Raw genomic sequence first — 25,744 nt, forward strand, 5'->3', positions numbered from 1 at the left:
AAGGCAGCAACACACCGTGATCGTCCGATCGTTCAAGGACATCGAGAACACCGACCGCCATGTGAAGTCGGCCTCGGGCACCTGGGAGAGCAAGCGCATCGTGCTCGCCAAGGAGAACGTCGGCTTCTCCCTCCACGAGACCGTGCTGTACGCGGGCACGGAAACGTCCATGTGGTACGCCCATCACATCGAGGCCGTGCTCTGTGTGGAGGGCGAGGCCGAACTCACCGACGACGAGACCGGTGAGACGCACTGGATCCGGCCCGGCACGATGTATCTGCTGGACGGGCACGAGCGCCACACCCTCCGTCCCAAGACCGACTTCCGCTGTGTCTGTGTCTTCAACCCGCCGGTGACCGGGCGCGAGGACCACGACGAGAACGGCGTCTACCCGCTGCTGACCGAGCCGGCCGCACACCCCGCAGAGCCCTCAGAGGAGGTCTGACGATGACCACCACTCCCGTACGCACGGAAGACACCGAGCGGACCGACCTCTATCCGACCCGCGGCCCCCGCGAGGTGACCACCCCGCGCCAGGACCCCGTCGTCTGGTCCGCGCCCGGCGAGGCGGGCCCTGTCTCCCCGGCGGATCTGCGCGGCTTCGAGCGGGACGGCTTCCTCACCGTGGACGAACTGATCGGCCCGGACGAAGTGGCGCTCTACCGCGCCGAGCTGGACCGGCTGATCTCCGACCCCGGGCTACGGGCCGACGAGCGCTCGGTCATCGAGCCCAAGTCCCAGGACGTACGGTCGGTCTTCGAGGTCCACCGCATCAGCGAGATCTTCGCCGGACTCGTACGCGACGAGCGGGTGGCGGGCCGGGCGCGCCAGATCCTCGGCTCGGAGGTCTATGTCCACCAGTCGCGGATCAATGTGAAGCCGGGCTTCGGAGCGTCCGGCTTCTACTGGCACTCGGACTTCGAGACCTGGCACGCGGAGGACGGTCTGCCGCGGATGCGGACCGTGTCGGTCTCGATCGCGCTGACCGAGAACTACGACACCAACGGCGGGCTGATGATCATGCCCGGCTCGCATCAGTCGTTCCTGGGCTGCGCGGGCGAGACTCCGCGCGACAACTACAAACGGTCGCTCAAGATGCAGGACGCCGGTACGCCCTCGCACGGGGCGCTGACGCGGATGGCGGACCGGCACGGCATCAGGCTCTTCACGGGCAGGGCCGGTTCGGCGACCTGGTTCGACTGCAACTGCATGCACGGTTCGGGCGACAACATCACGCCGTACCCGCGCAGCAATGTCTTCATCGTGTTCAACAGCGTGGAGAACACGGCGGTGGAGCCGTTCGCGGCGCCTTCGCCGCGCCCGGAGTTCATCGGGGCGCGGGACTTCACGCCGGTGCGCTGATACGGCGGTGCGCCGGTACGACGGTGCGCTGATACGACGGACTCCGTACGGGGCGGGTGGGGCAGGCGACACAGGCCTGCCCCACCCTCGCGCGTCAGCCCTCCAGGGACGGGTAGTCGATATAGCCCTTGTCGTCGCCCCCGAAGAAGGACGCCATTTCAGGGGTGTTGTACGGGCCGCCGGCCTTCAGCCGCGCCGGCAGGTCCGGGTTGGCGAGGAAGAGCGCTCCGAAGGAGATGAGGTCGGCCGTACCGTCCTCGATCAGCTTCAGTTCGTCGGCGCCGGTGAACCCCTCGGTCGCGACGTTGAGCACGAGCGTCCCCGAGAACAGCTTGCGCAGGGCGGTCGTCAGCTCGCGCGTGTTCTCGATGAGGTGCAGATAGGCGAGGCCGAGCGGTTCGAGCTCCTTGACGAGCGCCGTGTACGCGGCGTCCGGCTCGGGCTCCACGATGCTGTTGTACTGGTTTCCGGGCGAGATGCGGATCGCCGTGCGCGAAGCGCCGATCTCCTCGGCCACCGCGCGCGTCACCTCGACGGCGAACCGGATACGGCCCTCCACGGAGCCGCCCCACTCGTCGGTGCGCAGGTTGGAGCCGGGGGCCAGGAACTGGTGGATCAGATAACCGTTGGCGCCGTGCAGCTCGACACCGTCGAAGCCGGCGTCTATCGCGTTGCGGGCCGCCGAGGCGAAGTCCGCGATGGTCTGCCGTACTTCGTCGGAGGTCAGCTCGCGCGGGGTGACGAAGTCCTTCGGGCCGTCGTGCATGTAGACCTGCCCCTGCGCGGCGACGGCGGAGGCGCTCACCGGCACCAGTCCGTCGGGCAGCAGGTCCGGGTGACCGATCCGGCCGGCGTGCATGATCTGGGCGAAGATGACACCGCCCTTGGCGTGGACTGCGTCGGTGACCTTGCGCCAGGCCGCGACCTGCTCGGCACTGTGCAGCCCCGGGGTGTCCGGGTATCCCTGCCCCACCACCGACGGCTGGGTCCCCTCGGTGATGATCAGACCGGCCGAGGCGCGCTGTGCGTAGTACGTCACCGTCGAACCGGTGGGCGAGTGGTCCGGGCCGAAGGCGCGGCTGCGGGTCATCGGGGCCATGGCGATGCGGTTGGCGAGCTGCGTACCCGAGAGGTCGATCGGGTCGAACGCGGTGGTCATGGAGGCTCCCAGAGCGGTAAATGGCGGCACAACAGGCTTGACCGACCGGATATGTGGTCGGCCAAGCATTCAACAGTGGACGACTCTAGCTCATTCCTTGGCCGGCCAAGCTAAACTCGTTCCCATGACGCAGGAGCTGATCTCGTGACCTCGGACCGCACGCCGGACCGTACGTCGGACCGCGCGGACGACCGTACGGACGGCCGCGCGTCGGACCGTACGGACGACCCTGCCTGTACGGGCGACGTGCCCGGCGCCGCATGCGGCGGCCCGCTCAGCCACGCCCTGTCCCGCGTCGCCCGGCTGCACCGCATCGCGGCGGGCAAACTGCTGCGGCGCACCGGCCTCTATCCGGGCCAGGAACTCCTGATGATGCGCCTCTGGAGCGCCGGCCCCGCGCGCCAGTCCGAGCTGATCAAGTCGATGGACCTCGACCCCTCGACCGTCACCAAGATGCTCCAGCGGCTGGACCACGCGGGTTATGTGAAGCGCTCGGCCGACCCCGACGACCGCCGCGCGGTGCTGGTCGAGGCGACGCAGGAGAGCTGCGCACTGCGCTGGGAGGTCGGGGACGCCTGGGCCGACCTGGAGGAGCACACGTTCGCGGGTCTCGACGGCGCCGAACGTACGGAGTTGGCGCGGCTGCTCGCCAAGGTGGAGGAGAACCTGTGCAAGGAGACGGAGGGCTGCCCGGAACGCCGGACGGAGGGCCGTCTGCTGCGGGACGGGGCGTAGCGGGGGTTTCCGCGGGCGCGGGCTCCTGTGTCCTCAATCGCCGGACGGGCTTGATTCTGCGGTGGGCCGCTTTCCGGCGCGGGCCGCGAAATCCCGCCCGTCCGCGCTTCGGCCGCACGCCGGATATTTGAGCCCGTCCGGCGATTGAGGACAAACCGGCAGACCCCGGGTAGCTGGTGCCGAGGCGTGGCCGATAAGTGTCAGAGTGGGTTCAGGCGGGCCTTGAGCAGGCAGAACTCATTGCCTTCGGGGTCGGCAAGGACATGCCACTGCTCCTCCCCCGTCTGGCCGATGTCCGCCGGGCGCGCACCGAGTGCCAGAAGACGTTCGAGCTCGGCGTCCTGATCGCGGTCGGTGGCGTTGACGTCGATGTGCAGCCGGGACTTCCCCTTCTCGGGCTCATCCCTGCGGCTGAGGAAGATCGTCGGCTGCGGACCACCGAACCCTTCACGCGGCCCGATCTCCATCGAGCCGTCGTGCTCGCGATGGAGCACGACAAAGTCCAGGACCTCGCACCAGAACCGCGCCAGCACCTCGGGCTCGCGGCAACCGAGCACCAGCTCACCGATACGACACGCCATAACCAAACCCGCTCTCAGCCTGGGAACCGCCAGGGAGGCCACACGCAAACCTCATGCGCTCCCCGCAGCGAAAACAACCCCGCGACCGTACCGGACGAGACGAGCACGGGCGAAGCAATTTCAGGGCCGCCCCCGTCCGGGCAGCGGGGCAAGGCCCTTGGCCATGCGGAAGGTGAGCCGACTTCGAGACACGGCCTAGCCCGCAAGCACATCCAGCACCCGGTCCACATCCGACGTGGAGTTGTAGAGGTGGAAGGCGACCCGCAGATAGCCCGCGCGGACCGAGACGGCCACCTCCGCGCGCTCCAGGTCGGGGTGACGGTGTGTCAGGCGCGGTACGGAGACGATCGGCGAGTCCCCGGGGACGGGGTCGTGTCCGAGGCCGGTCAGGCCCTCGCGGAAACGGGCGGCGAGGGCAGTGTTGTGCGCGTGGACCGCATCGGTCCCGATCTCCTCCATCAGCGCGAGGGACTCGGCGGCGCCGTGGTACGAGAGGAAGGACACCGGCTCGTCGAAACGGCGTGCGGAGTCGGCCAGCCGCTCGACCGGGCCGTATGTACTGGCCCAGATGTCCCCGCCCGAGACCCAGCCCGCGTGCAGCGGTACGAGTGAGTCCTGGGCCTCCTCGCGCACGGTGAGGAAGGACGTACCGCGCGGGCAGACCAGGAACTTGAAGCCGCCGGTGACGGTGTAGTCGTACGCCCCCGGGTCCACCGCCAGCCAGCCGGCCGACTGGGTGGTGTCGACCAGCGTACGGGCGCCGTGCGCGGCGGCGGCCGCCCGTACCGCGGCCAGATCGGCGGTCCTGCCGTCGGCCGACTGCACCGCGGAGAACGCGACCAGCGCGGTGCCCGGCCGTACCGCCTCCGCGAGGTCCTCCAGCGGCGCGTACCGCAGCTTGAGGTCGCCGCGGACGGCGAAGGGGTTGATGACCGAGCTGAAGTCGCCCTCGGGGAAGAGGACTTCGGCGCCAGTCGGCAGCGAGGCCGAGACCAGCCCGACATGGACGGCGACCGCGCTGCCCACGGCGACCCGTTCGGCGGGCACTCCGGTGAGCCGGGCGAAGGAGGCGCGGGCGGCGTCGACGGTTTCGAAGCTGCCTGAGCCCAGCCGCCCGGTCCCGTTCAGCTCGGCCAGCGCCCGTACGGCGGCGGCGGACCTGCGGGGCAGCAGGCCGCAGCTCGCGGTGTTGAGATAGGTGATCTCCGGCGCGAACTCGGCGCCTCCCAGGGTGTCCATGAACCCACCCTGGAACCCGGTCACCTCGTAGTCAATTGCGTAATTCTGATGGGCATACCCAAGCGATCCTTATGAATGGGCTCCGGCCTGCGGAATCTCGCAGGAACCGTCGGTGTCGCAGACGGCACCGCCCGCGGCCTCGTCCCGGACGGCGGGCGCGAGCGGCGTGAGCACACGGCTCTCCCAGGCCTGCTCCAGCGCCTGGGTGAACAGCTCGGCCGGCTGCCCGCCGGACACCCCGTACCGCCGGTCGAGTACGAAGAACGGCACCCCACTGGCCCCCAGCGCGGCGGCCTCGCGCTCGTCGGCCCGTACGTCGGCGGCGTAGGCGTCGGGGTCCGCGAGGACCGTACGGGCCTCCGCCTCCTCCAGACCGGCGTCGACCGCGAGGGAGACCAGGGTCTCGTCGTCGAAGACGGAACGCTCCTCGGCGAAGTTCGCACGGTAGGCGAGGTCGAGCAGCTCGTCGTGGCGGCCGCGGGCCTTGGCGAGATGGAGGAGCCGGTGGATGTCGAAGGTGCTGCCGTAGTCCCGCCCCTCGATCACATAACCGAGCCCCTCGGACCGCGCGTTGGAGGCCACATGCTCCTCCATCGCGAGCGCCTCCTCACGGGTCCGCCCGAACTTCTCCGCCAGCAGATCGGTCACCAGCCCGGTGTCCCCCTTGGCCCGCCCGGGATCCAGCTCGAACGAGCGGTACACCACCTCGACCTCGTCCCGATGGGCGAAGGCCGCGAGCCCCTTCTCGAACCGCGCCTTCCCGATATAACACCAGGGACAAGCGATGTCCCCCCAGATCTCCACCCGCATCAGCCCGCTCCTCCCAGCCCGGCATACCGGCTCCCCATCATACGGAGGCCCCCTCCACCTACCCGAGCACCCCCGCTCGGAGGCCGGGCGAACCCGGTTCCCCTTGCCGGTCAGCCCCTTGGCGATGCGGGCAACCCTGCCTCGGCATGCGTGACAGGACGGCGCAGCCGGCGGGCTGACGCTTCAAGGATGAGCGGCCGGACTCCGGCTCGATGATCAGCCCGTGGCCGACCAGGTGCTTGAGTGCCGCTTGTTCAACCGGAACGCCCCGTGCGCGTCCGCCGCACGCCCGCTACGGCAGCCAGCGCTCCAGTGCCATGTCGGCGATGTCCTGGAGTTCGTCGCGGCCGAGGCCGCCGGCGGCCTGGACGGCGATGCCGAACGCCATCGTCATGACATATCGGGCGAGCTGTCGGGGGTCGGCGTCGCGCGGAAGATCGCCCTCGTCGACGGCCCGCTGGAAGCGCTCCTCAAGGCGTAGACCCGAATCGTTCCGCCACTCGGCCAGCATGTCGTGCGCGGGCCGGCCCGCATCGCTCGACGCCAGCGCGCCCTGCACGACCAGGCATCCCGCAGGGCCTCCGGGACGCGTCGTGGTCCGAACCGCTCCGCGCAGAATCGCCTCGGCCACGCCTCGCGCGGTCGGCTTCTCCAGGGCGCGCGTCCCGTAGTCGGCCGGACCCTCGGTGTAGCGCTCCAGAGCTTTGCGGAACAGCTCCTCTTTGTTGCCGAAGGCCGCGTACAGGCTTGGCTTCGTGATGCCCATGGCCTTGGTCAGATCGGTGAGGCTGACCCCCTCGTATCCCCGTTCCCAGAACAGCTGCATGGCGCGCTCGAGCGCCTCGTCGATATCGAATTCTCGAGGCCGACCCATGACGGCGCTCCGTGAACCAGCCATGTGTGCAGCGTACTCCCGAGTAGTGATCCACGACTTCTATACCGATCGGAATAGAAATCTTGTACTCTCGGTTCCTACCCACGACGGCAGTCACCGCAGCGAGTTCGTGGAAGGGCGTCGTCGCAGGTCGATCATCGTCCGAATACACGCCCCGCGGTTCGGGGCGGCAGAGAGGTCAGCATGTCCGAGATGGAAGTGCGCGAAGTCTTCGAGCGTTACATCGAGGCGCTCAACGCCCATGAGTTCGACCGGATGGCCGAGTTCATTCATGACGAGCTCACCGAGAACGGCCGGCCGGTCACGCGGGACGACGTCATCGCGGAGTTGAAGGGGCACGGCGACGCGGTGCCGGACTTCACCTGGCGGGTACGGGACGTGGCCATCGACGGTGACCGCGTCGCAGCCCGTCTGTTCAACAAGGGCACCCCCGCGAAGGAGTGGTTCGGCGTCGCTCCGACCGGCGAAACGATCGAGTACGCCGAGTACTCCTTCCACAAGGTGCGTGACGGACGCTTCTACGAGATGAACTACCTGATCGACGCCCAGGCCGTACAGCGACAACTCGGCATCTGACCTCCGGAAGCGACCCTCGCCTGCAGCTGAAGCCACCGCACCTCCGAGAGCCCGGCCACCGGCCGGGCTCTCGTTGTGTGTCGGCCATGTCGCGACTCGGATGTCTCCTGTGTCCCCGGAGGGATACCGCCTACAGGCGGAAGCCGCCGGTGGCGTCGATGAGTTGGCCCGTGATCCACCGGGCGTCGTGGGAGGCGAGAAGGGCGACTACGTCGGCGACGTCGGCGGGTTCGCCGATGCGGCCGAGGGCGTTCTGTGCGGCGATGTCGGCGACGAGTTCGGAGTTGCCGCGCAACCAGGACGCGTTCATGTCGGTGTCGGTGGTGGCGGGCACGACGGTGTTGACAGTGATGCCGCGGGGGCCGAGATGCTGGGCGAGGGGCAGCGTGAGGGCGTCGATGGCTCCCTTTGTCATGGTGTAGCCGATGAGATCGGGGAGGGCGACGCGGGAAGTGCCCGAGGAGATGTTCACGATGCGTCCGCCGTCGGCCAGGCGCGGCAGAGCGGCCTTGATGATCAGGAACGGCGCGGTGGCGTTGATCTGCTGCTGGCGGATGAAGTCCTCGGCGCCGAACTCCTCGATGGTGCCGTGCAGGGCGATCCCGGCGTTGTTCACCAGCACCCGCACGGGCGCGTCGCGCAGCGAGCCCGCAGCCGCGTCGTAGGACGTCCAGAACGCGGTGCCGGTGTCGGGTGCGGCCAGGTCGGCGGCGAAGGAGAACGCCGTGCCGCCGGCCGCGGTGATCTTCTCGACGACGTCGGCCGCGGCGGCCGAGTCCTGGCGGTAGTGAACTGCGACGGTGTACCCGTCGGCGCCGAGACGGCCGGCGATGGCCGCCCCGATGCCACGGCTGGCGCCGGTGACAACGGCGACGCGGTCGGACTCACGGGCGTCGGGCGCTTCGATGTCGCGCAGGTCGGTGTCAGACATGATGCCTTTCTGTCGCCCCGGATCGGGCGGTGCTGGGCGCTGATGACGTGCGACGCCCTCCCACGCTCTCGTCGCGGCGGCCGTCACGGAGGGGAACCTCGACCCCGCGACTTATATTCCGAACGGTATATAAGTTGTCACGTCGGCGATGCGGGTCATGCCGCCCGCGGGAGGCGGCCCGAGAGGGCGGAATGCGAGTCTCCGTTCGATTTTCCCTCCGGCCTGATGTGTCGGCGTCGGAGGGTGAGCGGCCTCCGACGGGTGCGGTACGGCGGCCGGATGTCGTGCCGTACATCGCCTGCTGCTCCTCGGAGCACCGGAGCGTCTCAGCGGTCGCTGAACGGGACTTCGCGCCGACCGACTCCGCTCGTCGCTTCGATTCCGTCCAGGAGGACCTTCAGGCCGACTGTGAAGGTGTCGTCGAGCTGCTGGTCCCAGGACGGGGCGGGCTCGCCGTCGAGGGGAGCGGCGCTTTCTTTGGCCAGGCGTACTGACAGGGGGAAACGGTCCGCGAAGTCCGGAGCGACCTCGTTCAGGAGGGTTGAGCGGGTGGTCCACCAGGCCTGGTCGGATACGCCTGTGGCCGATGCCGCTTGGCGTGACTCGGCGGTTGTTTGGGCGGAGCCTCGTACGAAGTGGAACAGGGAGCTGACGACGGCCCGCAGGGTTCTGGCCGGCAGGGCTGTTTCGTACAGGATGGCCGCCAGTGATTCCAGGACGGCCTGCTCGTGCGGGCCCAGGACCGGGCGGGCGTAGGAGACCTGGAGTACCCAGGGGTGCCGCAGGTAGAAGGCTTTGAGGTCCCCGGCCCAGGACTCCACCGCCGTCCGCCAGCCTTCGCCCAAGTCGTGGCCGTTGGACAGTTCGGCGTGGGCGCGGTCGTACATCAGGTCCAGGAGTTCCGCCTTGCCGGGGACATACGTGTAGAGGGCCATGGAGGAGCGCCCCAGCCGCTCGGCCACCGTACGCATCGACAGGCCCGCCATGGTGTCCGCGTCGGCCACCGCGATCGCCGCTTCCACGATGGCGTCGACACTCAGCGCGGGCTTGGGGCCGGGAGCAGTCCGCGGGCCCTGATCTCCCGGTTCGGCCCACAGCAGGGCCATGCATACGGCCGCGTCTCCCTGACCTGCGATGATGCTCACGATTGAATTCCTTACGCCGTACGGTATTGTGACTCGCCCGATCTCCTTACAGCCTACGGAAACCATCCCGGAGAGAACGATGACCGAAGCGGAACTGACCGATGCGGAACCGACCGAAGCGGAACTGCACGACGGAAGTCCCATCGAGCTGGAGATCCATGGCACCGGCCCCACTCTTCTGCTCCCGGTCGACCCGAGGCCGGCCGAGGGTGCGAAGGCCGACGAGCTGCGGCGGTGGGGCGTGGACCCCGCGCTGGGCCGGTCTCTGGTCGAGGGGCTGAGCGATACGTTCCGAGTGGTCGCGTTCGCCTACGAGGGCCACGTCATGGAGACACCCAAGGCGGACACCCTGACCCCCGCCAATGTCGCGGCCGATCTGCTGGCGGTCGCCGATGCCGCGGGGGCGGACCGGTTCGCGTACTACGGCTACTCGTGGCTGGCGCTGAGCGGGCTCCAGCTCGCGATCCGTACCGACCGGCTCTCGGCGCTCGTCATGGGCGGCTTCCCGCCCATCGGCGGCCCGTACGCCGAGATGCTCCGTGTCACCACGGCCGCCCACGAAATGGCTGCGCACAAGACGTCGGGCGCGGGCCCCGGCACGCAGTCGTACCCCGAGCAGTCGGCCGGCGACCCCGACGCCTACGACTGGTCCGCCGTTGAAGTCTCGGCGACGGAAGCTCAGACTCGCCAGTTCGTCACGTTGTACGAAGCGCTCCAAGGCTTCGACGACCGGGCCGCGCAGACGCGGATCACCTGCCCGCGGCTGTGCTTCGCCGGGTCGGCGGACCAGATCCCGTACGGCGAGGGCTGGGGCGGCGTGACCGTGGACATCGCGGGCGCGGTCATGGACCAGCGCGCCGAGTTGGAAGCCGCCGGATGGGATGTACGGGTCCTGGACGGGCTCGACCACACGCAGGCCATGCAGCCCGCGAACGTACTGCCCGTACTGAAGCCCTGGCTGGCCTCCCGGCTGAGCCCGTGACCTCCGTAACCCCCGATTACCCCCAGCCCGCCCGACGTTCCGTCAGTCGCTGACCGGCGGTCGAGGTTCGGGGACCTGGGCCGCCGGCACCGCGACCGGGATCGGCCGCCGTACCCGAAGACACCCCCTCAAGACGCCCCCTCAGCTTCCGTCCCTCAGGTCCTCAAGGCCCCCCGGCCTGAAGGCGATCCCGTCGAACCTCACCGCGCACCCCTCGCCCCTCGGCGACTGCGTCAGAAACCCGACCCGCGCCGACGCGGCCTCCGCCGCCGTGCCCAGCGTGAACACGCGGACGAATGTCCAGTTCTCGCCGTCCGGGGAAGCGTGGAAGGCGAACGCCCTGCCCGTACGGCTGATGCGCAGCCAGTAGCTGTCGCCCGCCACCTGGAAGGAGTTGGCGTCGTCGGAGTGGCCGCGGGTGACGACCGTGCAGATCGTGGGGTGGTCGGGGGAGAGTTCCAGACAGAGCTTGGCCCACTGCTGCTCGGCGACCTCCAGACAGAGCACGCCCGCGTCGAAGGCGGCGTCGAAGCCGACCGTCACCCGGGCGTGGAGCCGGAAGTCGCCCTCCGGTACGCCCAGGAGCCGGGGCGCGTCGGAGGCCGGTTCCAGGGACTCCGACGACGGGGGTACGAAACGGTCCTGGCGGGCGCCCGCCCGGCCGGTGAGCGCGCCGTCCCCGTACGCCCAGGCGCCCTCGGGACCGTACGCCCGCAGCGGAAACGGCAGTTCAGGAAGGACTACCGGCTCAGGAAGCTCCACCGCGAAACCACCCACACCCCCCGCCTCCCCCTCACTCATGCGCCGGATTCTCCGGCCGCCCGTCCACCCGCCGCGGCAGCCCCAGCGGATTCGCTTCCCTCAGCTCCGGCGGAAGCAGCCCCTCCGGGGTGGACTGGTACGTGACCGGCCGCAGCCAGCGTTCGATGGCCGTCGCGCCGACCGAGGTCGAGGTCGAGGTGGTCGCCGGGTACGGCCCGCCGTGGTGCTGCGCGGGCGCGACGGCGACGCCGGTCGGCCAGCCGTTGACCAGGACCCGCCCGGCCAGCGGGGTCAACTCCGCGAGCAGTTCGGCGGTACCGGGCACGGCCCCCTCGGCCTCCGCCTCCGCGATCTGGAGCGTGGCGGTGAGATTGCCGGGCAGCCGGGCCAGTACGGCGCTGATCTCGTCCGTCGAGGCGTACCGCGCGACCACAGTCACCGGCCCGAAGCACTCCTCCAGCAGCAGATCGTGCGGCCCGTCCTTGGCGAGGACGTCGGCGGGCAGGGTCAGGAAGCCCGCGCTGACGGTGTGCTCGCCGCCCGCGCCGGGGGTGATCGGGGCGTCCACGTCCGGGAGTTCGGCCCGTTCCCGTACGCCCGCGACAAAGGCGTCCCGCATCCGGTGGTCCAGCATCACCCCGGGCTCGGTCTCGCTGACGGCGGCGGTGAGGGAGGCGACCAGCCGGTCACCGGCCGCTCCGGCGGGCGCCAGGACGAAGCCGGGCTTGGTGCAGAACTGCCCCTCCCCCAGCGTCATCGAGCCGGCCAGACCGGCGCCGATCTGCTCGGCGCGCTCGGCCGCCGCCGCCGCGGTGACCACCACCGGATTGAGGGAGCCCAGCTCGCCGTGGAAGGGAATGGGCACGGGCCGGGCCGCCGCCGCGTCGAAGAGGGCACGTCCGCCGCGTACCGAACCGGTGAAACCGGCCGCCGCGACCAGCGGGTGCCTCACCAGCTCGACGCCCGCCTCGAATCCGTGCACCAGCGACAGCACGTCCTCGGGCAGCCCCACCTGGGCCGCCGCCCTGCGCAGCACGGAGGCGCACAGCTCGGAGGTGCCGGGGTGGTCGGGATGCGCCTTGACGACGACCGGGCAGCCGGCCGCCAGCGCGCTCGCGGTGTCGCCGCCGGGTACGGAGAAGGCGAGCGGGAAGTTGCTCGCGGAGTAGACGGCGACGACCCCGAGCGGCACCTTCCAGCGGCGCAGATCGGGCCAGGGCGGCGTGCGGTCCGCGTCGGCGTGGTCGATCCGGATGTCGAGGAAGGCGCCTTCCTCGACGACCTCGGCGAAAGCCCTCAACTGGGCTACCGTACGGGCGAGTTCACCGGTGAGCCGGACCGGGCCGAGAGCGGTCTCGGCGTCCGCGGCCTCGATGACATGCTCACGGGACGCATGCAGCAGATCCGCCGCGGTACGGAGCAGGGCGGCGCGGACGGTACGGTCGGCGAGCGCGTCCCTGACGGCGTACGCCCCGCGCACCACGCGGTCGACCTCCTCGGCCGTGGCCTCGTGCGCGACCTGCTCACGTGGCTTCCCCGTTCGGGGGTCGACACTCCAGACTGGTGCTGCTGCCACCGTGGCTTCCTTCCCTGCCGACTGCCACTCATCGGACCTTGTTCGGTATTCTGAACAAAGTTCTTGATGGTGAATCTGTAGGGACTCTATTTCCGCGCGTTCCGCGTGGTCAAGAGCGGTCCGGAAGGCGAAAAGGGGCGAGGGACCATGACGGTTTCGGAGACCGGTGGAGCACAGGTCAAGTCCGCCGTACGGACGGTGGAGCTGCTCGAATACTTCGCGGGGCGCCCCGGCATGCACTCCCTCGCCGCCGTCCAGGAGGCGGTCGGCTACCCCAAGTCCAGCCTGTACATGCTGCTGCGGACCCTGGTCGAGCTGGGCTGGGTGGAGACCGACGCGACGGGCACACGGTACGGCATCGGGGTACGGGCGCTGCTGGTCGGCACTTCGTACATCGACGGCGACGAGGTCGTGGCGGCGGCCCGCCCCACCCTGGACCGGCTCTCCGACGACACCACCGAGACCATCCACCTCGCGCGGCTCGACGGCACCAATGTCGTCTATCTCGCCACCCGCCAGTCGCAGCACTATCTGCGGCCCTTCACCCGGGTCGGCCGCCGACTGCCCGCGCACTCGACCTCGCTGGGCAAGGCGCTCCTGGCGACCCACAGCGACGAGCAGGTGCGCAAGATGCTGCCGGAGACCATGCCGGCGCTGACCGAGCACACCATCACCGACCGCGAGAAGCTGATCGAGGAGCTGCACACGGTCCGCGAGCAGGGGTACGCGGTGGACCGCGAGGAGAACACGCTCGGGCTGCGCTGCTTCGGTGTCGCGATCCCGTACCGGACCCCGGCGCGCGACGCGATCAGCTGCTCGGTGCCGGTGGCTCGGCTGACCCCGGGGCACGAACAGATGATCAAGGACGCGCTGTTCGACGCCCGCGACCGCCTGACGCTCGCGACCCGCAGGCTCTGATGGACCACAAGCCTCAGAAGGTACGGCTGCCCGAGGTGCGGCTGCGCGAGGTGCGGGAGAGCGATCTGCCGCTCTTCTTCGTGATGGGGCAGGACCCCGAGGCGGTGCGGATGGCCGCCTTCACCGCCGAGGACCCCGCCGACCAGGCCCGCTTCGACGCCCACTGGGCGCGGATCCTGGCCTCCGCCGAGACCGTCAACCGTACGGTGCTCGCCGACGGCGAGGTGGCCGGGCACGCGGCGGTGTACGGGCCGCCCGGGGAGCGCGAGGTGACGTACTGGATCGACCGCGCCCACTGGGGGCGCGGTATCGCGACCGCCGCGCTGCGCGCGCTGCTCGCCCTCGTACCGGAACGGCCGCTCGGCGCCCGGGCCGCCGCCGACAACGCGGGCTCGCTCCGGGCGCTCGCGAAGTGCGGGTTCGTGGTCAGCGGATACGGCCGGGGCTACGCGGCGGGGCGCGGCGAGGACACCGACGAGGTGCTCCTGACCCTGCGGGCCCCTGGCGCCTCCGGGACCCCTGGCGCCTCCGGCACCTCCGGCACTCCTGGGACCCCCGACCCCGAGACCCCCGGGACCCCCGAGAGTTCCTGAAGAGTTCCTGAGAAGCCCGGCCGGCGGGAACACCCTCCCCCGGCCCGCTCGTCCCCCGTATGCCATGAACAACGGGATGAACAAGACGATCAGGCGCACAGCGGTCACCTGTCTGCTGCTCGTGCTCGCCCTGCTGGTACGGGCGACCTGGGTGCAGGCGTACGAGGCCAAGGCCCTCGCCGACGACAAGCACAACCGGCGGAACATCATCGCCCAGTACGCGCAGCCACTGGGCGACATCATCGTGGCCGGATCGCCCGTCACGGGCTCCCGGAAGACCACGGGCAGCGATCTCGCGTACGAGCGCACCTACACCGACGGCGCCCTGTACGCGCCCGTCACCGGCTACAGCTCGCAGGCGTACGGCTCCACCCAGATCGAGGGCATCTACTCCGATGTGCTCGACGGGACCGACAGCCGGCTCAAGAACCCGATCGACGCGCTCCTGGGCAAGCAGACCGCGCCCGGCGATGTGCTGACGACGATCGACCCCGCCGTACAGGAGGCCGGTTACCGCGCACTGGGCAGCAAGCAGGGCGCGGCCGTCGCGATCGATCCGGTGACCGGGCGCGTGCTCGCGGTGGTCAGTACGCCTTCGTACGATCCGACGCGGATCAGCGGTACGACGGACGGCGACGCCTGGAAGGAGCTGACCGGGGACCCGGCCAAGCCCATGGTCAACCGTGCGCTGCGGCAGCCGCTGCCGCCCGGTTCGACCTTCAAGCTGGTGGTTGCGGCGGCGGCGCTGGAGGACGGTCTGTACGGCTCGGTCGACGAGCCGACCGACAGCCCGGACCCGTACACCCTGCCCACCACGACCACCGTGCTCGGCAACGAGAACAGCTCGGCGCCCTGTGAGAACGCCTCCATCCGCACCGCCCTCGCCTACTCCTGCAACACCGTCTTCGGGAAGATGGCCGACGACCTCGGGCAGGACAAGGTGCGCGCGATGGCGGAACGGTTCGGCTTCGACGACACCACCCAGGATGTGCCGGTGCGGGCCTCGGAGAGCGTCTATCCGTCCGGGATGGACCGGGCACAGACGGCGCTCAGCGGGATCGGGCAGTTCGATGTGACCGCGACCCCGCTCCAGATGGCCATGGTCTCGGCGGCCCTCGCGAACGACGGGATGCTGGCCGCGCCGCACATGGTGTCGAAGGTGGTGAACGCGAGCGGCGACACCCTGCGCTCGTACCCGGACGGCGACACCACCCGGATCGTCTCCTCGTCCACGGCCGAGCAACTGCGCAGCGCGATGGTGACGGTCGTCGAGGACGGTACGGGGACGAACGCCCGGGTGGACGGCGCGGAGGTGGGCGGCAAGACGGGTACGGCCCAGCACGGTGTGGACAACAGCCGTACGCCGTACGCCTGGTTCACCTCGTACGCGAAGGACTCCGCCACCGGCAAGGAGGTCGCGGTCGCGGTGGTCGTGGAGGACTCGGGGGCGGCGCGCTCGGAGGTCAGCGGCAACGGTCTGGCCGCACCGGTCGCACAGAAGATGATGACGGCGGCGCTGAAGTGACCTTCTCGTGGGTCACCTCGCCGGCCCCCGACGGACGGCACGCCCCCGGCCGCGACCGACAACGCCGCGGCCGGGGGATCGAACCGCTTACGCGCTCTGCGCCGCCGCCTCCTCAGCCGTGATCCGCGGCCTGGCGACCGCCATCCGCTGTGCGGTCCGGCCCGCAGGAGCCGACGCCGGGTCCGCCGGACGCCGGGTGTGCCAGTCCGTCACCGCCTGGTAGGCGGCGGCGATCTCCAGCAGCCGGTCCTCCTCGTACGGCTGGCCGCCGAGGATGACACCGGCCGGAATCCCCGCCGTGAAGCCCACCGGGAAGGCGATCTCGGGCAGTCCGAGGATGTCGAACGGTACGGGACCGGTCTGGAGCAGTACGTCGCAGCGGTCCATGACCCCGTCGAGGACCTCGCGCAGCAGATGGTTCTTGGCGCGCTGCGCGGTGATCCACTCGTCTCCGGAGAGCATCAGCCCCTGGAGCCAGCTCAGCAGGGAGACCCCGAACTTCGCCGGGTCCTCGCGCAGCCAGTACCGGAACGGTTCGGTCCGCTCGGACAGCCGGGCGTCGTTGAACGTACCGGTGAGCAGCCCCCAGTCGGCCGGATAGGTGATGTCGACGAGCGTGACCCCGGAGATGGAGTCGAGCTTGTCGAGGAAGGCCGTCCGCACCTCGGTCGCGGAGCCGAGGAAGTCGGCCGGCACCCCGATCCTGGTGGCCCTGCGCAGCTTCACCTTGCCCCGCGAGACCACCGGGGTCGCCGCCCGTACGAGGTCCGGCAGTTCGGGAAGGCCGAGGGTGCGCGGGTCCTGCGGGTCGGGGCCCGCCATCACCGCGAGCATCAGCGCCGCGTCCATGGCGTCGCGCGCCAGCGGTCCCGGGTGGTCGCGGGTGTACGAGAGCGGGATCACGCCATGCGCGGAGACCCGGCCCATGGTGGGCTTCAGCCCGGTGAGGTTCTGCCGGTTGGAGGGCTGGACGATGGAACCGCCGGTCTGGGTGCCGATGGAGGACGACGCCAGCCGCCCGGCCGTGGCGGTGGCCGGACCGGTGGAGGAGCCGCCGGGATCGGTGGACGGGTTGCCCGGGGTCCAGGCGTTGACGGTGGTGACGGTCCCGTTGGGGGTGGTCGCTCGGGTGGTGGCGAGCGGGCCCATCTGCCCCTTGCCCAGGACGATGCCGCCCGCGGAGACAAGCCGGGCGACCGCGGTGGCGTCGTAGTCGGGGACGAAGTCCTCGAAGATGTACGAGTTGCAGCGCGTCGGCACCCCGCGCGTGAAGTAGTTGTCCTTGATGCAGAGCGGAACACCGGTGAGGACTCCGCCCCGTCCGCCGCTCCGGTCGGCCTTGCGGGCGGCGGCGAGCGCGCTCTCGCCCGTGACCTCGGCGTACGCCTGGTAGGTGGAGTCGAAGGCGGCGATGCGGTCGAGGTACGCCTCGACGAGCGTGACGGAGGTCAGCCGGCGGCGGCTCATCAGGACGGCGGCCTCGGCGAGGGTCGCCTCGGTGGGGTCACGGCGGGCCGCGTCCCGGACGTCGATGTCGGGGAGGTACGGCTTGCGCCCGGACGAGCCGGAGGACCCGGTGAAAGCTGCTGAGGTGGTCGCCGTATGCGCCGCGGCGGGGGCCTCGAAGGCGGTGCCGCTGACGACGGCCCCCGTCACGGCCGCCGAACTGGCGAGAAACGTACGGCGGTTGAGTGCGCGGCTCATCGTCCGGCCCCCTTGCCGGTGTCGCCGGTCCGTCCCGTCCAGGCCTCGGTGATGGACGGATAGATCAGCGGCGGCGAGGCCTGCTGGGCGTAGGCGGGGGCCGGGGTGCCGGTCACCGGGGGCGTCCAGCCCGCGATGGCGACCGGTCCCGCCGTGACGAAGGACCGCAGCGAGCGCAGGGCCTGGTCACGGGTGGGGACGCCGGTCGCGGGGTCCGGCTGCGTGGGCAGCAGATCGAGATCGACGCCGGCCAGGGCGAGTCTGGTCCGTATGTACGCGTCCAACTGCTCCTGGGTGGGTGGCTGAGGCTGGCTCAAAAGAACCTCCGGATGTGCATGCCGTGCGGGGGGTGCGGCGTGACTCCATCAGCCGTCGATGACTGCACCGTTGAGCACTTGCTTCACGGGTGTTACATCGAACGCACCCCGCCACCCCCGTACGCCCGCCCCGCGCCCCGTCCCGTACCCCGCTCGTACCCGCTGCCCCACCCCCGCTCGTACCCCCGCGACCTGGCGCTACGTCACATTGAGCAACTGCTCGACCGGGTCGATCGCGAAGTAGACCGCGAACAGCGCCGCCGTCCCCCACAGCAGCCAGTGCACCTCACGCGCCTTGCCCAGCACCGCCTTGATCAGGACATACGAGAGGAAACCGGCGCCGATGCCATTGGTGATGGAGTACGTGAACGGCATCACGGCGATCGTCAGGAAGGCCGGGATCGCTATCTCGTACTTCTCCCAGTCGATGTGCCGTACCTGCGTCATCAGCAGGAAGCCCACCACAACCAGCGCCGGGGCCGCCGCCTGCGCCGGGACCACCAGGGCGAGCGGGGCGAGGAAGAGGGAGAGCCCGAAGAGCGCGCCGGTGACCAGGGACGCGAAGCCGGTACGGGCGCCCTCGCCAACGCCGGCCGCCGACTCGATGTACGAGGTGCTGGAGGAAGCCGAGGCGGCGCCGCCCGCCACCGCCGCCGCGCCGTCGATCAGCAGGATCCGGCCGAGGTTGGGCACCTTGCCCTGCTCGTCGAGGAGTCCGGCCTCGCTGGAGACCCCGACCACGGTGCCCATGGTGTCGAAGAAGTCGCTCAGCATGAGCGTGAAGACCAGCAGGACGAGCGTGACCACCCCGACCTGCTCGAATGCCCCGAAGAGGCTGAAGGAGCCGACGAGCCCGAAGTCGGGTGCGGCGACCAGGTCGTCCGGCACGGACGGCGCGGTGAGCCCCCAGGCGGTCGGCGCGATGTCCGCGATCTCGTTGATGACGATCGCGACGGCCGTTGTGACGACGATGCCGATGAGGATCGCGCCCCGCACCTTGCGCGCCACCAGCGCGATGGTCAGCAGGACACCGAGGCAGAAGACCAGGACCGGCCAGCCGGTGAGCTGCCCCGAGGCGCCGAGCTGCACCGGTACGGAGCCGGTGTCGCCGGGGATACGGGTGACGAAGCCCGCGTCGATGAACCCGATGAAGGCGATGAAGAGGCCGATCCCCACGCTGATGGCCTGCTTGAGTTCGCGCGGGATGGCGTGCATGACGGCCTCGCGCAGCCCGGTGACCACCAGCGCACAGATCAGCAGGCCTTCGAGGACGATGAGCCCCATCGCGTCGGGCCAGCTCATCAGGGGCGCGAGCTGGAAGGCGACCACGGCGTTGAGCCCGAGGCCGGCGGCGACGGCGAGCGGCAGATTGCCGCCGAGGCCCATGACGGCCGTCATCACGGCGGCCACCAGCGCGGTGGCGGTGACGAGCTGGGGCCCGGAGAGATGGGCGCCGAACTTGTCCTCGGCGCCGCCCAGGATGATCGGGTTGAGCACGAGGATGTAGGCCATGGTGAAGAAGGTGGCGAAGCCGCCGCGGATCTCGCGCGCGTATGTCGAACCGCGCTCGCTGATCCTGAAGTAGCGGTCGACGGCGTCGCGTCGGGCGGGTCCGGGGCTCTCCGGGGGCTGCGGGGACTGCGGGGTCCTGTCCACTGTCTGGCCTGACATGGGGCTCCTCTTACTGATGACGGTCGCGGGGGCGGTCCTACTGATGACGGTCGTGGGGGGTAGAGGGATTGTGCCCCTGTCAGGGACAGTTCAGGTTTTCACCGTGTTAATGAGACGCCGTCGCGTCCCCCGGCGGCCTTGTCTGAGGCCCCTCGCGCGCGGAAGTAGGGCGATTGCCCGATGCGGTCCCCCGGTCCTCAGCCGCCACTCTGACGCCCGTACCGACGGCGGGTGACAGAGCGGAGGACACGGCGGACATGATGGGTGCGAGGGCCGGAGGCGTAGGGGCCGGAGGCGTGCTGCGGGACCGCACCGCCGGGCTGTATCTGTCCGCGGTGGTGGTGTCCGGTTTCGGTACGTCCGCGATGTGGCTGGCCGCCGGTGTCTGGGCCAAGTCGCTGACCGGCTCGGACAGTCTGGCCGCGCTGACCGTGTTCGTGATGTGGGCGCCGACGCTGGTGGGTCCGCTGCTGGGGACGGTCGCCGACCGGGTCCGCAGAAGGCCGCTGCTGATCGGCTGCAACCTCGGTATGGCGGCCCTGCTGCCCCTGCTGCTCGCCGTCGACTCGGCGGACCGTGTCTGGATCCTCTACGGCGTGCTGTTCGTATACGGGGCGAGCGGGGTCGTCCAGGACGCGGCGGAGACCGCCCTGGTCGCGACGGCGGTCGACAAGCGGCTGCTGGGGAGCTTCAACGGGCTGCGGATGACGGCCAACGAGGGCATGAAGCTGCTCGCGCCGCTCGTCGGCGCGGGTCTCTTCGCCCGGTTCGGCGGCGGTCCCGTCGCGCTGCTGGACGCGGCGACCTTCGCGCTGGCCGCCGGGCTGTTCGCGCTGATGCGGGTACGGGAGGAGCCCCCGGCCCCGCGGGCTTCCGCACGGCTCGCGGGCAACGTCCTCGCGGGCACCGCCGAGGGGTTCCGGCGGCTGCGGGCGGCCCCCGCCGTACGCCCGCTCGTGCTCGCCGCCGGGGTGACGATGCTGCTCGCCGGGATCAACGGCGCCGCGATATACGCGGTCGTCGACCGGAACCTCGGCCACTCCCCCGCCTTCGTCGGGCCGCTGTACGCGGTGCAGGGCGCCGGTTCCGTGGTAATCGGACTTCTCGCGGGACCGCTGCTGCGGCGGCTGCCCGAGCGGGTGTTCGCGGCGGCGGGGATCGCTCTGTTCGCGCTGTCGGTCGGGGCGCGGGCGCTGCCGTACGACACGGTGGCGCTGGCGAGCGCCGCGGGGGTGGGGCTCGGGCTGCCCTGTGTGCTGATCGCCGCGCTGACGGCGGTGCAGCGCGAGATCCCCGATCCGGTGCTCGGCCGGACCGCCGCCACCGCCAACACCCTGATCTATGTGCCGAACGCGGTGGCGCTGGGGCTGGGCGCGGGCCTGATCGCCTTTGTCGACCTCGCCGTACTCCTGCTGACGACCGGGGCGGCCGGACTGCTCACCGCGCTCGCCCTGCTCCGTGGCGCCGCCGGCCGGCGGCCATGACTCACCTGGGCGCATGAGTCACCGCAGGCACATGGCTCACCCGAGGTGCATGGCTCACCCCAGCCGTGAGAGCGCCGCCGTGACCGCCGCCAGGTCGGTGTCGGAGGCCAGACCCGCGTGGTAGAGCCGCAGTTCGCTCGCCCCCAGTTCGGCGGCCCGCGCGGCGTCCTCGGCGAGTGTCGCCGGGCTGCCGCCCATGCCGCCGACGACATTGAAGTTGGCGGCCAGCACGGACGAGTCGGTGCGGTGCGCGGCGAAGGGAGTCAGCATCGCTTCGGCCGCGCCGCCGGAGCAGGGCAGGACGACCCCGTCCGCGACCCCCAGTATGTGCGCCGGATCCACACCCGCATTGGCACCCGTGTGGTACGGCACCGGGTCGGCGTGCAGCAGCACCTGGAAGCCAGGCGCGGCCTCCGCCCGTACCGCCGCGACCGCCGCTTCCTGGAGCGCCCGGGCTGTTCCGCCGCGCCAGTCGAAGGTGACGGCGGCGAGGTCCGCGCCGAGGAGCTTCTCGACGGCGGGCCGTCCGGCGTCCGCGGAACCGGTGGCCCAGCCGGGCTCCAGCGCGCGCCGTACGGCGGCGGCCAGTTCGTCCGGGTCCGCGCCGAGCCCCTCGTACCCCTCCCGGCAGACCGGGCAGAAGCAGAGCGACATCAGATACTGCGCCGCGTCGCCGAGGCCGACGCCCGCGATCTTGTCGTGGGCGTGCAGATGCGCGAGCCCGTACCAGCCGCAGGACTCCAGTTCGGTGCCGTGCGCGCCGGGGCGTACGGCGGCCTCCGCCGCCAGCTCGGCCAGATACGCGGCGACGGCGGGCTGTGCGATACAGGGCGCCCAGGGGTAGCGGTCGCCGTAGGCGTTGACCACGGAGGTGCCGGGGCGCTCGGCGCCGAGGCGGGAGCTGTGCGCGAGGATCACCCAGGTGTGGACATCGAGCCCCGCGTCGGCCAGCGCGGCGGCGGCCTCCCCGTGGGCGTCGCCGGGCGCCCAGTCGCCCGCCGGGTACGGGCGCAGCTCATGGCCCGCCCAGCGGCCGGGGTCCGGCGGGTAGAGGACGGCGGCGTGCTCGGCGGTGACGATGCGACGGCGCGGGTGACGGGGGGTCAGTGCGCGGGTGGAGTGGTAGGCGGAGGCGAGGGTGACCTGCTGGACGCCGAGGTCCGCGATCCTGGCGGGGGCGTCCGGGTCGCCCACCACGTCCCAGGGGTAGAGAAAGACGGAGGCCCTCACCGGCCCGCCTCCGCACCCCGGCCGTCCGCGCTGCTGCCGCCGGAGAGCGCCGTGTCTTCCGGAAGCAGTGCCCGGCCGCGTTCGATCAGGACCGCGAGCGCCTTGACATGGTCGGGGTGGGGCTCGCTCAGCGGCGGCCGTACCTCTCCGACGTCCAGCCCCCCGAGCCGTACCCCCGCCTTGACCAGCGACACGGCGTATCCGCGCCCCTGGTTGCGCAGTTCGACCAGCGGTACGTAGAAGCCGTCGAGCAGCCGGTTGACCGTCTCGTCGTCGCCGGTGGTCAGCGCGCGGTGGAAGGCGAGGGCGATGTCGGGGGCGAAGGCGAAGACCGCCGAGGAGTAGAGGGTGATGCCGATCCCGCGGTAGGCGAGGCCGGTGAGTTCGGCGGTGGGCAGCCCGTTGAAGAACAGGAACTCCCGGCCGGGCCGCTCGCTCCGTACGGCGCTGACGGTCCGCTGCATCAGATCGAGGTCGCCGTACCCGTCCTTGAGGCCGATGATGCGCTCCACCCCGGCGAGTTCGACGATGGTCGCGGGCGTGAAGATCGCGTTGTCGCGCTGGTAGACGATGGTGTCGAGGGAGGTGGCCGCGGCCAGCGCGGTGTAGTGGCGTACCAGCCCCTCCTGGCCGGCGACGACCAGATAGGGAGGCATGGCGAGCAGCCCGTCGGCGCCCGCCTCCTCGGCGATCCGCGCGTACTCGACCGCGAGTGCCGTGCCGTACCCGGTCGCCGCCACGACCGGCACCCGGCCCGCGGTCTCCTCGACGGCCGCGGCGACGCAGGCGCGGAACTCCTCCGGGGTGAGGGCGTGGAACTCGCCGGTGCCGCAGCACGCGAAGACCGCGGCGGCGCCCGCCTCGACCCCCGCTCCGACATGCGCGCGGAAGGCGCCGAGGTCGAGGGCGCCGTCGGGCCCGTACGCGGTGACGGGGAAGAACAGCGGCCCGGCCACGCGGGTGAGGCGTGCGGCGAGCGGGGCTGAGGTCACGAGCGCTCCCTTGGCCATGCAGCGAGCGCCGAACGCTCGTGCACAATTCTGATCGATGTCCATATCCCTGAACAACGCCACGCTAGGGCAGCCGCGCGCCGCAGGTCAAGACGAGAAACCGCAACTCAGGGACGGATTCGCGGCCTCCGCGCCACACTTGACGCTGCCGTCCTCCACTCCTTAGCGTGTCCACGCATGTGAATGATGTCTACGGATCTGAGCATCTTTTGAGCCCGCCGATCCATGGATCCGAGCCCGCCGGTCCATGGATCCACGCCCGCCGAGGAGATTCCCCCATGCCCGCTCCCCGTACCGTTCTGCTCACCGGCGCCGCCGGCGGCCTCGGCACCCTGATGCGGGGCCTGCTGCCCGCGTACGGCTACGAACTGCGGCTCTTCGACGCCAACCCCGTCGAGGGCGAGCCGGACGCCATCACCGCCGATCTCGCGGACACGGAGGCGCTGCGGGAGGCCGTACGGGGTGTCGACGCGATCATCCATCTCGCGGGCATCTCCCTGGAGTCCACCTTCGACAAGATCCTGCGCGCCAACATCCAGGGGACGTACAACCTGTACGAGGCGGCCCGCGTGGAGGGTGTACGGCGTACGGTCTTCGCCTCCAGCAACCACGCGGTGGGCTTCACCCCGCGCCCCCGGGGCGACGACCCCCTGATCCCGGTCGACACCCCGCGCCGCCCCGACACGTACTACGGGCTGTCCAAGTGCTTCGGCGAGGATCTCGCCCAGCTCTACTGGGACCTGCACGGCCTGGAGACCGTCTCCGTACGGATCGGCTCCTGCTTCGCCGAGCCCAGCACCGTCCGTATGCTCTCCGTCTGGCTGAGCCCCGAGGACTGCGCCCGGCTCTTCCACGCCGCGCTCACCGCCGAGAGCGTCGGCCACACCGTCGTCTACGGCTCCTCCGCCAACACCCGGCTGTGGTGGGACCTGACGAGCGCGCGGGCGCTGGGGTACGAGCCGCTCGACGACTCGGAGCGGTACGCGGAGAAGCTCATCGCCGAGCAGGGGCCGCTGGACCCGGACAATCCGGACCACGCGTATCTGGGCGGTCAGTTCACGACGAATCCGCCGCGCTGGCCGCACTGAGGCCTTGCCGGCTCCCGTGGTGGGGCGACGCGAATGGCGGAAGGTAAGGGAACGGCAAAGCGGGGTCGTTCGTTACGACGGGCATGACAGCTATGACGCCCGGCTCGAACATCCCCCTGCCCACCACCCATGTGGCGGTGGACGTCGCCGCGCCCGTGCGGCTCGACGTATCGGGCCTGCTGCTCACCGCCGACGGCAAGGTGCGCTCGGACGACGACTTCATCTTCTACAACCAGCCGACGGGCCCCGGTGTGACCCACCGCGCGGGCGGCGGCGCCGCGCCCGACGCGATCGTCGTCGACACCACCGCCGTCCCGCCCGGTATCGAGAAGATCGTCGTCACCGCGAGCCCGGACGCCGCGGGGCAGAGCTTCCAGGGCATCGAGCCCACCGCCACCATCCGCGACGCCGCCTCGGGCGCCGCGCTGGCCACCTTCACCCCTCCACAGCTGGGCACCGAGACCGCCCTCGTGGTCGTGGAGATCTATCTGCGGAACGGAGCGTGGAAGGCCCGCGCCGTCGGCCAGGGGTACGCCAATGGGCTGGCCGGGATCGCCACCGACTTCGGGGTCTCGGTGGAGGAGCCCGCCCCGGTTCCCGCCGCGGCCCCGGCCGCCGCGCCCGTACCGCCTGTTCCGGCGACCGCGCCGCCGGTCCCCGCGGCTGCCCCGGCAGCGGCTCCCGCACCCGCGCCCGGCAGCGGGAAGATCAATCTGGACAAGGGCCGGGTGAGCCTCCAGAAGAACCAGACTGTGTCGCTGGTCAAGGGCGGCCGCCCGCTGCTCTCCCAGGTCAAGATGGGCCTGGGCTGGGAGCCCGCGTACCGCGGCAAGGACATCGACCTCGACGCGTCGGTCATCGCCTACGGGCCGAACCGTAACCACCTGGACAGTTGCTACTTCGGCAAGCTGTCCATCCTCAACGGCGCCGTCAAGCACTCCGGCGACAATCTGACCGGCGAGGGCGCGGGCGACGACGAGGTGATCGTCGTGGACCTGGGCCGGCTGCCCGCCGATGCCACGGGCCTGGTGTTCACGGTCAATTCCTTCTCGGGCCAGAAGTTCACCGAGGTCGCCAAGGCGTACTGCCGGCTGATCGACGCGGCCACCGATGAGGAACTGGTGCGCTTCGACCTGACGAGCGCCGAGCCGCAGACCGGGGTGATGATGGCGAAACTGATCAAGCAGTTCTCGGGCGAGTGGGAGATGACCGGTCTCGGCGAGTTCGTGAAGTCCCGCACGGTCCGCGGCATGGTGAAGCCCGCCGCGAAGATCCTCTGACCGCGCGGCCCGGGCCGGGCGGCCCAGGATCGCGGCTGCCCGGGCTGGGCGGCCCGGGTCGCAGACGGTCCCCCGGTCCCTCCTCGGGGGGGGGGGGGGGGCTCGGGGAAAGCGGGGGAGAGAGGGGGGGAGGGGGCGGGGGGGGGGCAGAAGGAGGTTGAGCTTGGGGGA

The 25,744-nt window shown here is 70.8% G+C and carries 24 protein-coding genes and 1 pseudogene; 11 read left to right on the forward strand and 14 right to left on the reverse strand.

Annotation, left to right across the window (positions count from 1 at the left end):
• Positions 1 to 16 precede the first annotated feature (16 nt).
• Together ACFU9P_RS32195 and thpD are read left to right on the forward strand one after the other, a co-directional pair.
• Complete coding sequence (locus ACFU9P_RS32195; RefSeq protein WP_376382615.1) at positions 17 to 445, forward strand: ectoine synthase; 429 nt, start codon at positions 17 to 19, stop codon at positions 443 to 445.
• A 2-nt stretch (positions 446 to 447) separates the two neighbouring features.
• Positions 448 to 1,362 (forward strand): ectoine hydroxylase, encoded by a 915-nt coding sequence (thpD, locus tag ACFU9P_RS32200; protein WP_376382617.1) that lies wholly within the window; start codon positions 448 to 450, stop codon positions 1,360 to 1,362.
• A 94-nt stretch (positions 1,363 to 1,456) separates the two neighbouring features.
• Here the strand turns inward: thpD and ACFU9P_RS32205 are convergent, their stop codons facing one another.
• The gene (locus tag ACFU9P_RS32205) at positions 1,457 to 2,521 is read right to left on the reverse strand and encodes an alkene reductase (protein WP_384087723.1); all 1,065 of its coding nucleotides are present in this window, start codon (positions 2,519 to 2,521) and stop codon (positions 1,457 to 1,459) included.
• A gap of 246 nt (positions 2,522 to 2,767) precedes the next feature.
• On the opposite strand from ACFU9P_RS32205, the gene ACFU9P_RS32210 reads away from it, so the two are divergent.
• Positions 2,768 to 3,256 (forward strand): MarR family winged helix-turn-helix transcriptional regulator, encoded by a 489-nt coding sequence (locus ACFU9P_RS32210; RefSeq protein ID WP_376382661.1) that lies wholly within the window; start codon positions 2,768 to 2,770, stop codon positions 3,254 to 3,256.
• A gap of 200 nt (positions 3,257 to 3,456) precedes the next feature.
• On the opposite strand, the gene ACFU9P_RS32215 is transcribed toward ACFU9P_RS32210, so the two are convergent.
• From ACFU9P_RS32215 to ACFU9P_RS32230, 4 genes are all read right to left on the reverse strand, one after another.
• The gene (locus tag ACFU9P_RS32215; RefSeq protein WP_384087726.1) at positions 3,457 to 3,837 is read right to left on the reverse strand and encodes a VOC family protein; all 381 of its coding nucleotides are present in this window, start codon (positions 3,835 to 3,837) and stop codon (positions 3,457 to 3,459) included.
• A 195-nt stretch (positions 3,838 to 4,032) separates the two neighbouring features.
• The gene (locus ACFU9P_RS32220; RefSeq protein ID WP_384087729.1) at positions 4,033 to 5,076 is read right to left on the reverse strand and encodes an aminotransferase class V-fold PLP-dependent enzyme; all 1,044 of its coding nucleotides are present in this window, start codon (positions 5,074 to 5,076) and stop codon (positions 4,033 to 4,035) included.
• A gap of 69 nt (positions 5,077 to 5,145) precedes the next feature.
• A complete protein-coding gene (locus ACFU9P_RS32225; RefSeq protein WP_384087732.1) occupies positions 5,146 to 5,886 on the reverse strand; it encodes a DsbA family oxidoreductase in 741 nt (246 codons plus the stop codon).
• A 292-nt stretch (positions 5,887 to 6,178) separates the two neighbouring features.
• Positions 6,179 to 6,760, reverse strand: coding sequence for a TetR/AcrR family transcriptional regulator (locus ACFU9P_RS32230; RefSeq protein ID WP_384087735.1), 582 nt, complete (start codon positions 6,758 to 6,760; stop codon positions 6,179 to 6,181).
• A gap of 204 nt (positions 6,761 to 6,964) precedes the next feature.
• Between ACFU9P_RS32230 and ACFU9P_RS32235 the strand changes: the two genes are divergently transcribed.
• A complete protein-coding gene (locus tag ACFU9P_RS32235) occupies positions 6,965 to 7,357 on the forward strand; it encodes an ester cyclase (protein WP_384087738.1) in 393 nt (130 codons plus the stop codon).
• 130 nt (positions 7,358 to 7,487) lie between these two features.
• Here ACFU9P_RS32235 and ACFU9P_RS32240 read toward each other — a convergent pair whose 3' ends face one another.
• Both ACFU9P_RS32240 and ACFU9P_RS32245 read right to left on the reverse strand, forming a co-directional pair.
• Entirely contained in the window at positions 7,488 to 8,288 is an 801-nt protein-coding gene (locus tag ACFU9P_RS32240; protein ID WP_384087741.1) for an SDR family NAD(P)-dependent oxidoreductase, read from the reverse strand.
• A gap of 326 nt (positions 8,289 to 8,614) precedes the next feature.
• Positions 8,615 to 9,433 (reverse strand): TetR/AcrR family transcriptional regulator C-terminal domain-containing protein, encoded by an 819-nt coding sequence (locus ACFU9P_RS32245; protein ID WP_384087743.1) that lies wholly within the window; start codon positions 9,431 to 9,433, stop codon positions 8,615 to 8,617.
• Positions 9,434 to 9,512: 79 nt separating this feature from the next.
• Here ACFU9P_RS32245 and ACFU9P_RS32250 point away from each other — a divergent pair, with 79 nt between their 5' ends.
• The gene (locus ACFU9P_RS32250; protein ID WP_384087746.1) at positions 9,513 to 10,415 is read left to right on the forward strand and encodes an alpha/beta hydrolase; all 903 of its coding nucleotides are present in this window, start codon (positions 9,513 to 9,515) and stop codon (positions 10,413 to 10,415) included.
• Positions 10,416 to 10,556: 141 nt separating this feature from the next.
• Here ACFU9P_RS32250 and ACFU9P_RS32255 read toward each other — a convergent pair whose 3' ends face one another.
• Together ACFU9P_RS32255 and ACFU9P_RS32260 are read right to left on the reverse strand one after the other, a co-directional pair.
• Positions 10,557 to 11,216 (reverse strand): DUF1349 domain-containing protein, encoded by a 660-nt coding sequence (locus ACFU9P_RS32255; RefSeq protein ID WP_384087749.1) that lies wholly within the window; start codon positions 11,214 to 11,216, stop codon positions 10,557 to 10,559.
• Positions 11,209 to 12,753, reverse strand: a complete 1,545-nt coding sequence (locus tag ACFU9P_RS32260; protein WP_384087752.1) for an aldehyde dehydrogenase (NADP(+)) — start codon at positions 12,751 to 12,753, stop codon at positions 11,209 to 11,211. The genes ACFU9P_RS32255 and ACFU9P_RS32260 overlap by 8 nt, the downstream gene beginning before the upstream one ends.
• A 147-nt stretch (positions 12,754 to 12,900) precedes the next feature.
• Between ACFU9P_RS32260 and ACFU9P_RS32265 the strand changes: the two genes are divergently transcribed.
• The 3 genes and pseudogenes from ACFU9P_RS32265 (at position 12,901) to ACFU9P_RS32275 (ending at position 15,789) form a co-directional block, all read left to right on the forward strand.
• Positions 12,901 to 13,671: an IclR family transcriptional regulator gene (locus tag ACFU9P_RS32265; protein WP_217309217.1), complete on the forward strand. Its 771-nt coding sequence runs from the start codon at positions 12,901 to 12,903 to the stop codon at positions 13,669 to 13,671.
• Positions 13,671 to 14,165: pseudogene (locus ACFU9P_RS32270) on the forward strand (GNAT family N-acetyltransferase); the annotation flags it as partial. The gene ACFU9P_RS32265 and the pseudogene ACFU9P_RS32270, both read left to right, overlap by 1 nt.
• Before the next feature lie 175 nt (positions 14,166 to 14,340).
• Positions 14,341 to 15,789 carry a penicillin-binding transpeptidase domain-containing protein gene (locus ACFU9P_RS32275; RefSeq protein ID WP_384087755.1) on the forward strand — a complete coding sequence of 483 codons (1,449 nt, stop codon included), beginning with the start codon at positions 14,341 to 14,343 and terminating at the stop codon, positions 15,787 to 15,789.
• 87 nt (positions 15,790 to 15,876) lie between these two features.
• On the opposite strand, the gene ACFU9P_RS32280 is transcribed toward ACFU9P_RS32275, so the two are convergent.
• From ACFU9P_RS32280 to ACFU9P_RS32290, 3 genes are all read right to left on the reverse strand, one after another.
• A complete protein-coding gene (locus tag ACFU9P_RS32280) occupies positions 15,877 to 17,493 on the reverse strand; it encodes an amidase (RefSeq protein ID WP_384087758.1) in 1,617 nt (538 codons plus the stop codon).
• A complete protein-coding gene (locus ACFU9P_RS32285) occupies positions 17,490 to 17,810 on the reverse strand; it encodes a hypothetical protein (protein WP_217309213.1) in 321 nt (106 codons plus the stop codon). Before ACFU9P_RS32285 ends, ACFU9P_RS32280 begins: the two co-directional genes overlap by 4 nt.
• Positions 17,811 to 18,008: 198 nt before the next feature.
• Entirely contained in the window at positions 18,009 to 19,481 is a 1,473-nt protein-coding gene (locus ACFU9P_RS32290; RefSeq protein ID WP_384087762.1) for an NCS2 family permease, read from the reverse strand.
• A 257-nt stretch (positions 19,482 to 19,738) separates the two neighbouring features.
• Between ACFU9P_RS32290 and ACFU9P_RS32295 the strand changes: the two genes are divergently transcribed.
• A complete protein-coding gene (locus ACFU9P_RS32295) occupies positions 19,739 to 20,965 on the forward strand; it encodes an MFS transporter (protein WP_384087765.1) in 1,227 nt (408 codons plus the stop codon).
• Between the two features lie 54 nt (positions 20,966 to 21,019).
• Here the strand turns inward: ACFU9P_RS32295 and ACFU9P_RS32300 are convergent, their stop codons facing one another.
• The gene (locus ACFU9P_RS32300) at positions 21,020 to 22,195 is read right to left on the reverse strand and encodes a hypothetical protein (protein WP_384087768.1); all 1,176 of its coding nucleotides are present in this window, start codon (positions 22,193 to 22,195) and stop codon (positions 21,020 to 21,022) included.
• Positions 22,192 to 23,187 (reverse strand): 5-dehydro-4-deoxyglucarate dehydratase, encoded by a 996-nt coding sequence (locus ACFU9P_RS32305; protein ID WP_384087771.1) that lies wholly within the window; start codon positions 23,185 to 23,187, stop codon positions 22,192 to 22,194. Before ACFU9P_RS32305 ends, ACFU9P_RS32300 begins: the two co-directional genes overlap by 4 nt.
• 296 nt (positions 23,188 to 23,483) lie before the next feature.
• Here ACFU9P_RS32305 and ACFU9P_RS32310 point away from each other — a divergent pair, with 296 nt between their 5' ends.
• Both ACFU9P_RS32310 and ACFU9P_RS32315 read left to right on the forward strand, forming a co-directional pair.
• Positions 23,484 to 24,293 (forward strand): NAD-dependent epimerase/dehydratase family protein, encoded by an 810-nt coding sequence (locus tag ACFU9P_RS32310; protein ID WP_384087774.1) that lies wholly within the window; start codon positions 23,484 to 23,486, stop codon positions 24,291 to 24,293.
• Positions 24,294 to 24,385: 92 nt separating this feature from the next.
• The gene (locus ACFU9P_RS32315; RefSeq protein WP_384087829.1) at positions 24,386 to 25,573 is read left to right on the forward strand and encodes a TerD family protein; all 1,188 of its coding nucleotides are present in this window, start codon (positions 24,386 to 24,388) and stop codon (positions 25,571 to 25,573) included.
• Positions 25,574 to 25,744 lie beyond the last annotated feature (171 nt).

Source organism: Streptomyces sp. NPDC057617, assembly GCF_042800555.1.
In the GTDB taxonomy this organism is placed as follows: Bacteria; Actinomycetota; Actinomycetes; order Streptomycetales; family Streptomycetaceae; genus Streptomyces.